General features: G+C 74.4%; 9 protein-coding genes and 2 tRNA genes. 6 read left to right on the top strand and 5 right to left on the bottom strand.

Annotated elements, in window-relative coordinates:
- Nucleotides 1-557: 557 nt before the first annotated feature.
- The 5 genes from PV350_RS24320 (at nucleotide 558) to PV350_RS24300 (ending at nucleotide 5,021) form a co-directional block, all read left to right on the top strand.
- Nucleotides 558-1,364, top strand: a complete 807-nt coding sequence (locus PV350_RS24320) for a MerR family transcriptional regulator (RefSeq protein ID WP_499512753.1) — start codon at nucleotides 558-560, stop codon at nucleotides 1,362-1,364.
- Nucleotides 1,361-2,197 carry a hypothetical protein gene (locus PV350_RS24315; RefSeq protein ID WP_500336065.1) on the top strand — a complete coding sequence of 279 codons (837 nt, stop codon included), beginning with the start codon at nucleotides 1,361-1,363 and terminating at the stop codon, nucleotides 2,195-2,197. Before PV350_RS24320 ends, PV350_RS24315 begins: the two co-directional genes overlap by 4 nt.
- Before the next feature lie 141 nt (nucleotides 2,198-2,338).
- Nucleotides 2,339-3,217, top strand: a complete 879-nt coding sequence (locus PV350_RS24310) for a putative protein N(5)-glutamine methyltransferase (RefSeq protein ID WP_500336063.1) — start codon at nucleotides 2,339-2,341, stop codon at nucleotides 3,215-3,217.
- Between the two features lie 356 nt (nucleotides 3,218-3,573).
- Entirely contained in the window at nucleotides 3,574-4,035 is a 462-nt protein-coding gene (locus PV350_RS24305; RefSeq protein ID WP_499512750.1) for a transglycosylase SLT domain-containing protein, read from the top strand.
- Nucleotides 4,036-4,220: 185 nt separating this feature from the next.
- Entirely contained in the window at nucleotides 4,221-5,021 is an 801-nt protein-coding gene (locus tag PV350_RS24300) for a maleylpyruvate isomerase family mycothiol-dependent enzyme (RefSeq protein ID WP_500336061.1), read from the top strand.
- On the opposite strand, the gene PV350_RS24295 is transcribed toward PV350_RS24300, so the two are convergent.
- Together PV350_RS24295 and PV350_RS24290 are read right to left on the bottom strand one after the other, a co-directional pair.
- On the bottom strand, nucleotides 5,008-5,595 hold the full coding sequence (locus PV350_RS24295) for a histidine phosphatase family protein (protein ID WP_499512748.1): 588 nt from the start codon (nucleotides 5,593-5,595) through the stop codon (nucleotides 5,008-5,010). The two genes, PV350_RS24300 and PV350_RS24295, sit on opposite strands and share 14 nt — an antisense overlap.
- A gap of 26 nt (nucleotides 5,596-5,621) precedes the next feature.
- Entirely contained in the window at nucleotides 5,622-6,566 is a 945-nt protein-coding gene (locus PV350_RS24290; protein ID WP_499512747.1) for a GlxA family transcriptional regulator, read from the bottom strand.
- Between the two features lie 70 nt (nucleotides 6,567-6,636).
- Here PV350_RS24290 and PV350_RS24285 point away from each other — a divergent pair, with 70 nt between their 5' ends.
- Complete coding sequence (locus PV350_RS24285) at nucleotides 6,637-7,590, top strand: NADP-dependent oxidoreductase (RefSeq protein ID WP_500336059.1); 954 nt, start codon at nucleotides 6,637-6,639, stop codon at nucleotides 7,588-7,590.
- Between the two features lie 25 nt (nucleotides 7,591-7,615).
- On the opposite strand, the gene PV350_RS24280 is transcribed toward PV350_RS24285, so the two are convergent.
- The 3 genes from PV350_RS24280 to PV350_RS24270 all read right to left on the bottom strand — a co-directional run bounded on the left by PV350_RS24280 (nucleotide 7,616) and on the right by PV350_RS24270 (nucleotide 9,188).
- Nucleotides 7,616-7,689, bottom strand: a tRNA-Pro gene (locus PV350_RS24280).
- 12 nt (nucleotides 7,690-7,701) lie between these two features.
- A tRNA-Lys gene (locus PV350_RS24275) sits at nucleotides 7,702-7,773 on the bottom strand.
- Nucleotides 7,774-7,808: 35 nt separating this feature from the next.
- Nucleotides 7,809-9,188, bottom strand: coding sequence for a hypothetical protein (locus PV350_RS24270; protein WP_500336057.1), 1,380 nt, complete (start codon nucleotides 9,186-9,188; stop codon nucleotides 7,809-7,811).
- Between the last annotated feature and the right edge of the window lie 16 nt (nucleotides 9,189-9,204).

The raw sequence follows: 9,204 nt of genomic DNA, 5'->3' as shown, positions 1-9,204 counted from the left end.
GTGGGGGTGTGGGGGGCGGCGGCCTGGGCGGCCGGTCCGCGGCGAGCAGGCCGGTGACGGCCAGGGCGAGCGCGGGCAGGGCCGCGGTCAGTGTCCTTCTCAGTCGCCTCAGCGGCTGTGCGGGTCGATGTGCAGAGGGGTGCACGGGGTGCCTCCGTCGAGTGCCGGGAGTGGGGGTGTCGCGGCGTGGTGCGGGTGGCGCGGTGCGTCGGGCGGCGGGCAGGCCGGGACCGGTGCGGGCCGACGGGTCGGTGTGGGCCGTGGGTCGGTCGCAGGTCGGTCATGCGCATGACATATGGACACGCGTAGACCGCCCCCGGGCTGCGGCTGCGGTCGGTGGTGACGGGCGGACGCGCTGACGTTAGGCGCGTCCGCCGGGCCGCGGACAGACGCCGGGAAAGATCTTTACCGCCGCTTGAGCCGGGTTTGCCCGCGCCGAGACCGGACCCCTCGGCCGCCGGTCCGGGGGCCGGATTTTCCTAGGGTTTTCCCTGTATGCCCGGCCCGCGTCCTCCGGTCCTTGACCTTGTCGCAGCGTCAAGGTCTCTACTGGGCTCATGCGCATCGGAGAACTCGCCGCCCTCGCCGGGGTCACCACCCGCACCGTGCGGCACTACCACCGCATCGGGCTGCTGCCCGAGCCCGCGCGCCGGGTCAACGGCTACCGCGACTACGGTCTGCGCGACGCCGTCGAGCTCACCCGCGTCCGCCGCCTGACGGAACTCGGCCTCGGCCTCGACGAGGTCAGGGACGTGCTCGCGGACGACGCGGGCAAGGAGCTGCACGAGGTGCTGGCGGAGCTCGACGCGGACCTCGCCCGGCAGGAGGAGGCCATCCGGTCGCGCCGGGTCCGTCTCGCCGAACTCCTCGCGCAGGCCGAGGCCGGCGGCGGACTGCCCGCGCAGGCGCCCGTCTCCCCGGAACTGGCGTCGCTCTTCGCCGAGATGGCCCGGACCTCGGCACAGCTGCCGGGGCCCGAGCCCGCGATGGCCGTGAAGGAGCGCGAGTTGCTCGCGCTGCTGGACACGGCGGCCACCCCCGAGGCCCGGGGCTGGCTCACCGGCCTGTTGCGCTCCATGGGCTCCGATCCGGGCGCGATGCGCCGCGCCTACGAGGTGTACGCGCGGATGGACGAACTGGCCGGGGCGGCCGTGGACGACCCCCGGGTCGCGGAGGTGGCCCGGGCGATCGCCGACTCCGTCCCGGACGAGGTCGCCGCCTCGCTCGCCGCCTCCGGTGAGGACCTCATGACGGCGGGTGGCGCGGAGGGCGGCTTCATGGAGGCCTTCTTCGACGACCACGCGCCCGCCCAGGCCGAGGCCGTACGGCAGGCGATCCGGCTGATGCAGGGTCGTGCCCGGTGAGCCGCCGGGGGGCGTGGGCGCTGGGCACCCTGGTGGTGGCCGAGGCGGTGCTCGCCGCGTGCCTGGTGGCGGGCGTGCCGGTGCCGGAGCCGGTGCTCCGGGGCGCGGAGCTGTGCATGACCGCCGTGCTGCTGTGGCGGCTGCCGAAGGTGGTGCGGGCGCACCGGGACGCCCGGCGCCGGGGCCTGTCGCGCCGCGCCGCCGCGTGGACCGCCGTGCGGGACACCGTCCCGGCGCCCGCGCGGCGCCTGATGCGCCATGAACTCGCCCTGTCCGTGAGCCTGGTGCGCTGGATCGCGCGCCGTCCGCACGGGGTGGGCGAGGGCGCCGTGGCCGTCCCGTACACCGGGGCGCAGACGGCGACGATGTACGGCTTCCTCTTCGTCTCCGTCGTCGAGACGGTGGTGCTCGCGCTGGTCATCCCCTGGCCCGCGGTGCACGCCGTCACCCTCGTCCTCGACGTCTGGGGCTGCTTCTTCGTCCTGGCCCTGCACGCCGCCTGCGTGGTGCGCCCGCACGTCGTGGGGGCGGACGGCTCCCTGCGGCTGCGGTACGGCGCCCTCGTCGACGTCCGCGTGCCTGCCGGGCGGATCGCCGCGGCCCGTGTCGACCGGCGCTTCCCCGACGGACGGCTCGTCACGCTCGCCGGGGACGGCACCGTCGACCTGGTCGTCGGCGGCCAGACCACGGTGACCGTCGAACTGACCGAGCCCGTCACGTTCCTGCGCCCCCTCGGGGTGCCCGCGCAGGCCCGCGTCCTGCGCTTCCACGCCGACGACCCGCGCGCCGTCGTGGCGGCCCTGGGGGTGGGCGCGGTGCCGGGGCTCGGGTAACGTTGCCGTCCCCAGCAGCGGACGTACCGAGGAGGTGAGACCCATTACCGCCATGTCAGGTTGGGTGCTCTCCCCCGGCGGCCCCGCGGTCCGGACGACCTAGGCCGTCGAGAGCGCCCCGCGGCGCCCCGAAAGGCCCCCATGTCCTCCGCTTCACCCGCTCCTTCCGGCTCGTCTCCTTCCCACCCTGCTCCCGCCGGCGCCTCCTCTTCCGCCCTTCCGTCCCCCGCGTCCCTCGCGCCGGTCGTGTCCGTGCTCCGGGCGGCCGGCTGCGTGTTCGCCGAGGACGAGGCCCGGCTGCTCGTCTCCGCCGCCCGGACACCCGACGAGCTCGCCGCCCTGCTGGAGCGCCGGGTGGCCGGCCTCCCGCTCGAACACGTGCTGGGCTGGGCCGAGTTCTGCGGCCTGCGGATCGCCGTCGGCCCGGGGGTCTTCGTCCCGCGCCGCCGTACGGAGTTCCTCGCCCGCGAGGCCGTCGCGCTCGGGCGCGCCCTGGGCCGGCCCGGCGCCGTCGTCGTCGACCTGTGCTGCGGCTCCGGCGCGGTGGGCGCCGTCCTGGCCGCCACGCTCGACCGGCCCGTGCTGCACGCGGTCGACATCGACCCGGCAGCGGTCGCCTTCGCCCGCCGCAACCTCGCCGCGGCGGACGGCCGCGTCCACGTCCACGAGGGCGACCTCTACACCCCCCTTCCCGCGGAGCTGCGCGGCCGCGTCGACGTCCTGGTCGCGAACGTGCCCTACGTCCCCAGCGGCGCCGTCGCCCTCCTCCCCCCGGAGGCCCGTGACCACGAGCCCCGTGTCGCCCTCGACGGCGGGGCCGACGGCCTCGACGTCCTCCGCCGGGTCGCCGCCGCGGCGCCCGCGTGGCTCGCGCCGGGCGGCCGGCTCCTCTTCGAGACCGGTGAGGAGCAGGCCCCGGCCGCCGTCGCCGCGGTCGCCCAGGCCGGGCTGGAGGCGCGGGTGGCCGTGTCGGAGGAGCTGTACGCGACGGTCGTGATCGCCTCGGCCCCCGTGGCGTAGCCCGCCGGGATCCGCGCCCGTCGGCCGGACCCCGTGCCCGCCCGGAAATCCTCGCCGTGGGTGAAACCGCGGTTCCTCCGTGTGAATCAACGCCTTATTCGGTGACGCAGGCCACATGGCCTGCGTCACCGAATGGGCGATTTGTCCGGGTCTGCGTGTGACGTGGCCGATATGACGTGCGCCACTTTCGGGGCCCCTTAGTAGAAGCCGCCCCGGAATCCCCTTCCCACGTCTGAGCGGCGGGACTTTCGTCCCTGGTCCCACAACTAATCCCGTTAGTAATAGGGGTGCATTGACCTCGGGATTTAAGTCGGCCAACAATTCATGGCGTACCCCACGGAAGAGGAATTACTCGAATGCAGATCTCCGCTATGTCGAAGCTCAACCGCGTCGCCAAGGCCAAGAAGATCTCCCTCGGCTGCGCCGCTGCCGGCGTCGCCGTCGTCGCCGGTGGCGTGGCCATGGCCCCCACCGCCTCCGCCGCCCCCATGGCGCAGTCGGGCTCCGTCAACACGTGGATCAACGAGTCCCTGAAGGTGATGCGTGCCAACGGCATCCCGGGCACTTACAACGGGATCTACAAGAACCTGATGCGTGAGTCCTCCGGTAACCCGAGCGCCATCAACGGCTGGGACTCGAACGCGGCCAAGGGAATTCCCTCCAAGGGTCTGATGCAGGTGATCGACCCGACCTTCAAGGCCTACCACGTCCCCGGTACCTCGTGGAACATCTACGACCCGGTCGCCAACATCACCGCCGCCTGCAACTACGCGGCCCACGTCTACGGCACGATCGACAACGTCAACTCGGCGTACTGATCGCCCGCGCGCGGCGCTTTCCGCGCGACGCTTTCCCTGGGGACGCCCCCGGCAGCAACGACTGCCCGGGGGCTTCCCCCTTTTCGCGTTCCCGGATTCCGCGCGCTTTTCCGGGCACGGTTCCGCCCCGGCTTTTCCTCCCCGGGCCTGGACAGACGAACCGTGCTGGTCCACGCTGTCCGACCATGACCGTCGCCCCTGACCGCCCGGCCGAGGCCGAGGCCCTGCACGCCGCCGCCGAGGACATAGCCGCCCTGCTCCGCGGGTGCCCGGACACCTCGGTGCCGATCCCCGGTGCCGAGTGGACGGTCGGGGAGGCCGCGGCGCACCTGGTGCTCGCGGGCGAACTCATGGCCGCCCTGGCCGAGGGCCGCGAGCAGCCGTACGGCGACGGCACCCCCGGCAGCCTCGCCGCCGCGAACGCCGCGTCCCTCGACGCCTTCCCCGAACGCGACGGCGCGATCCTGGCCGACGGGATCGTGCGGCACGCCCGCGCGTTCACCGACGCGGCCGCGACCCGCGAGCCCGGCATGCCGGTGGTCACCCCGCTCGGCCCCATGGACCTGGCCACGCTCGGCTCGTACCTGCTCACCCACATGCTCGGCCACGGCTACGACATCGCGGTCGCCCTACGCCGTCCCCACATGATCGACCGTGAGCGCGTCGCCCGCTGCATGCCCTTCCTCAAGGCGGCCATGCCCCGGGTCGTCGACGCGCGGGCGGCGGCCGGATTCTCCGCCTGCTACGCGCTGCGCGTCCCCGGGATCACACGCTTCGCCGTGACCTTCACCGACGGTGCGGCCGAGCTCGCGGACGAGCCGCCGCGCCGCCCCGACTGCACCATCACCACCGAGCCGGTCACCTTCTTCCTGATCGCGCTCGGCCGCCGGGGCGCCACCGCCGCCATGGCCCGCGGCAAGATCGCCGCCTGGGGCCGCCGCCCCTGGCTCGCCCCCCGCTTCCCCACCCTGTTCACCGCTCCCTAGCTCCGGCCGGGTCCCGGTCCGGGCCCGGCCAGTCGCCGGGGAGGGTGTACGTCCAGCCCGGCTGCCAGACGAAGGGCGCCAGGACGCCCTCCGTCAGGGCGACCCCGCCCAGCAGGCAGGCCAGGGCCCAGCGGTTGGCGGAGTGGGCGATCAGCAGGACGCGCCGGCCGTCCCACCGCCGGGCCAGGTCGTACAGGAGCGCGTCGGTGGCGGCGAGCACCTGCCGGTAGCTCTGGCCGCCGCCGGGGAACGGCTCGTCGACGCGCCGCAGGCGCTGGGCCGCGACGAGATGGGCCGGCCGTCCGTTCAGCGCGCCGTAGTCGCACTCGCGCAGCCGGGGGTCCCGGTGGACCGGCGGCCGCCCGTCGGGGAAGGCGAGGGCCGCGGTCTCCACGGCACGGTGCAGGTCGGAGGTGTACACCGCCGCGATGTCCTGGTTGCGGCGGCGTTCGCCCAGCTCCCTCGCCTGCCGGCGGCCGCGCTCCGACAGCAGGCCGGGCAGCCGGCCGGTGGCGATGCCCGCCTCGTTGTCGGTGGTCGTGGCGTGCGTCTCGTAGATCAGCTCCACAGCCATCGGGGGCCTCCCCAGGGTCGGGTGCGTCAGAGGGTGGCGGTGGCCCGGAAGGTGCGCCGGTAGGCCAGGGGGGAGACGCCGATGGCGGCGTGGAGGTGCTGCCGCAGGGACGTCGCGGTGGCGAAGCCCACCTCGCCGGCGATGCGGTCGACCGGGAGGTCGCTGGACTCCAGCAGGTGACGGGCGCGGGCGACCCGCTGCTGGATGAGCCACTTGCCCGGGCTTGTGCCGACCTCGTCCCGGAAGCGCCGGGCGAAGGTCCGCAGGCTCATCCGCGCGTGGTCGGCGAGGTCGTTCAGGGTGAGCGGCAGGTCGAGGTGCTCCAGCGCCCACTGCCGCGTCGCCGCGGTGCCGGCGTCCGCGGTCTCCGGCACGGGCTGGTCGATGTACTGGGCCTGGCCGCCGTCCCGCCAGGGCGGCACCACGCAGCAGCGGGCCACGAAGTTGGCCACCGCGCTGCCGTGGTCCTCGCGCACCAGGTGCAGGCAGACGTCCACACCGGACGCGGCCCCGGCGGAGGTGAGGACGTCGCCGTCGTCGACGAAGAGCACGTCCGCGTCGAGCGCCACACCGGGGAACATCCGCCGGAAGCGTTCGGCCAGCGCCCAGTGGGTGGTGGCGGGGCGGCCGTCGAGGAGGCCCGCGGCGGCGAGCGCGAAGGCCGCCGTGCAGATGGAGACGATGCGGGTGCCCGGCCGGATCGCGCCGAGCGCGGCCGCGACCGGGGCGGGGAGCTCCGCGGTGATCCGCGACTGGTCGTACGGCGGGATCACGACGGTGTCGGCGGTGGCCAGCACCTCGGGGCCGTTCTCGACGGTGACCGAGAAGTCGGAGTCCGTGCGCACGGGGCGCCCGTCGACGGTGCAGGTCAGCACCTCGTAGCGGTCCCCGGCGGAGCCGAAGACGCGGTTGGGGATGCCCAGCTCGAAGGGGTAGACGCCGTCAAGGGCGAGGACGACCACACGATGCATGGCACGATCTTATCGGAGGATGGCAATCATGCCATTTCCCCGTGCCCGTGCGGTCGGCAGGCTGGGGTCCATGACCGGAACACCCCGCACCATGCGCGCGATCACCCAGGACGTCCTCGGCGGACCCGAGGTACTGCGGGAGGCGGAGCTGGAACGCCCCACCCCCGGCGTCGGGCAGCTGCTCGTCCGCGTCCACGCCGCCGGGCTCAACCCGACCGACACCAAGCACCGGCAGACCGGGCTCTTCCTCGGCGGCCCGCCGCCCGTCCTCGGCTGGGACGTCTCCGGCGTCGTCGAGGAGACCGGGCTGGGAGTGGCCCTCTTCCGGCCCGGCGACGAGGTCTTCGGCATGCTCCCCTACCCGCACGGCGTCGGCTCCCACGCCGAGTACGTCACCGGACCCGCCCGCGCCTTCGCCCGGAAGCCGTCCGGCATGAGCCACGTGGAGGCCGCCGCGGTCCCGCTGGTCGCGCTCACCGCCTGGCAGGCCCTCGTCGACGTCGCCGCGGTCCGCCCAGGGCAGCGCGTGCTCGTCCACGCCGCCGCGGGAGGCGTCGGCCACGTCGCCGTACAGATCGCCAAGTCCCTCGGCGCCCATGTCATCGGCACCGCGAGCGCCGCCAAGCACGACTTCCTGCGCGGCCTCGGCGCCGACGAACTGATCGACTACCGCACGACCGACTACGCCGAGGCCGTCCGCGACGTCGACGTCGTCCTCGACCCCCTCGGCGGTGCCGAGTCCCTCCGCTCCCTGCGCACCCTGCGCGAGGGCGGGTTGCTCGTCACCATCCTCCCGATCGGCCTGCCCGAACTCCTCGCGGAGGCCGACCGTCTGGGCGTGCGCGCCACCGGCATGATCGTCGAGGCCGACCACGCCGGCATGACCGCGGTCGCCCGCCTGGTCGAGGAGGGCGCCCTGCGCGTCACGGTCGCCGGCACCTTCCCCCTGTCCGAGGCCGCGAAGGCCCACGCCGCCCTGGAGACGGGACGTACGACCGGGAAGCTGGTCCTCACGGTGCGCTGACATCCGTGGGCCCGCGAGCCGTACGGGCACCGGGGCAGGGCTCGAACCTGCGTCCACCCGGTCCCGAGCCGGGCGCTCCACCGCTGAGCTTCCCGGTGCCCGTACGGCCCCCGACGAGGGCAGGGCTCGAACCTGCGTCCAACCGGTTAAGAGCCGGCCGCTCCACCGCTGAGCTTCCCCATCGGTGCCCCGATCCTGGCCGCCACGGCGGCCGGGCGTCAACGCAATTGGGCGTCGAGGTCCGCCGCCGCCGGGCGCAGCGGACGTCCCGAGAAGAAGCCCGCCGACCGCAGCACGCCGGCCAGCACCGGGTCGCCGACCTCCACCCCGTGCACGAGTTCCGGCGTGGGCCGGAAGGGCACCGGGCCGGCCGCCGGCCGCGGTTCCGTCCAGCCGCCCGCGACGGGATCGACGCCGTGCCGCCGGCACACCTCCTCCACCAGCGACCGCGGGCACTCCGCCTCGCCGCGCAGCACCTGCCAGGGCAGCGGCAGTTCGGCCCACACCCCGGTGTCCGGGTGCAGTCCCCCACCGGTCTGCCGGTGCCAGGCGGCCACGTCGGCGGCGACCAGGAGCAGGACCTTGCCGGGGCAGAACCGGTCGGCGACCTCCTCGGCGGCCATGGCGCGCAGGAGCGAGAACCAGTGGGCCCGGGCCTTGGTCCAGGCCCGGGCGGTCTGGTTCCAGGTGGTCGAGTCGTCGCCGCGGCGCACGATCATCGTCGTCCGGTCCAGGGGCTGCCGCCGCCATGCGGCCTCGAGCAGTTCGGCCACGTCCAGCAGGAAGCGGTACCAGATCCCCAGCAGCCGTCCCCGCTGCCCGTCGTCGAGGTGACCGAGCACCTCTGCGGTGGGGTGGACGTGCGCGACGGCGTACCAGTTGGTGCGGTGCGGCCTTCGGCGCAGCTCCTCGAACAGGGCGTCCGCCACCTCGTCGTAGGGGGGCTGCTGGCCCGAGACCGTGAACTCGCTGCGCAGGTTGGCGCGGGCGGTGAGGTAGGCCACGAAGGCCGCGGTCGGGGTGTCGGCCGCGAACTCCTCGTAGGCCAGCCGGGAGGCGAGTCCGCTCTTGCCGACCAGCGTCACCTCCCGCTTGCGCTGCTCGACCAGGATGCGCGCCAGCTTGGCCTCCATGCGGCGCAGCAGCCGGAACCGCTTGTTGTACTGCCGCTTCGACATCTCCCCGAGCCCCGCGTCCGCGCGCCCGGCCCGGTCGAGGCGGTCGGTGAGGAAGTCGTTCGCCCCGAACCGCTTGGCGATCCGCCCGCCGGCCGCCCGGATCGCCGCCTCCACCTGCGCCGGATCGTCCCCGGACGCCCCGGCCGGCTCCGGCAGTCCCGGGAACAGCTCCGCGGCGCGGGCCAGCTGGCGCTGGGCCCCGACGGGCCGGGCGAAGTCCTCCAGCATCGAGGTGTAGCCGTGCCACAACGTGTTCAGCGAGCCGCTCGCCGCCTTCTCCAGCGCGCGCCGGGTACGGCGAGCGGGCCGTCGGCCGTCGCCGTCGAGTAGCCGGAGGGCGAGATGGGCGATGTCCTCGGGGCGCTTGCGCCGGTCGAGGGACGCGTACAACTCCCGCAGGACCGAGGTGTTCTGGGACATGTGCCCAGGCTGGCGC

This window comes from Streptomyces sp. PA03-6a (assembly GCF_033792765.1).
In the GTDB taxonomy this organism is placed as follows: domain Bacteria; phylum Actinomycetota; class Actinomycetes; order Streptomycetales; family Streptomycetaceae; genus Actinacidiphila.
Note: the sequence above shows the minus strand (reverse complement) of the source record. Positions and strands in the feature narration are given on the sequence as shown.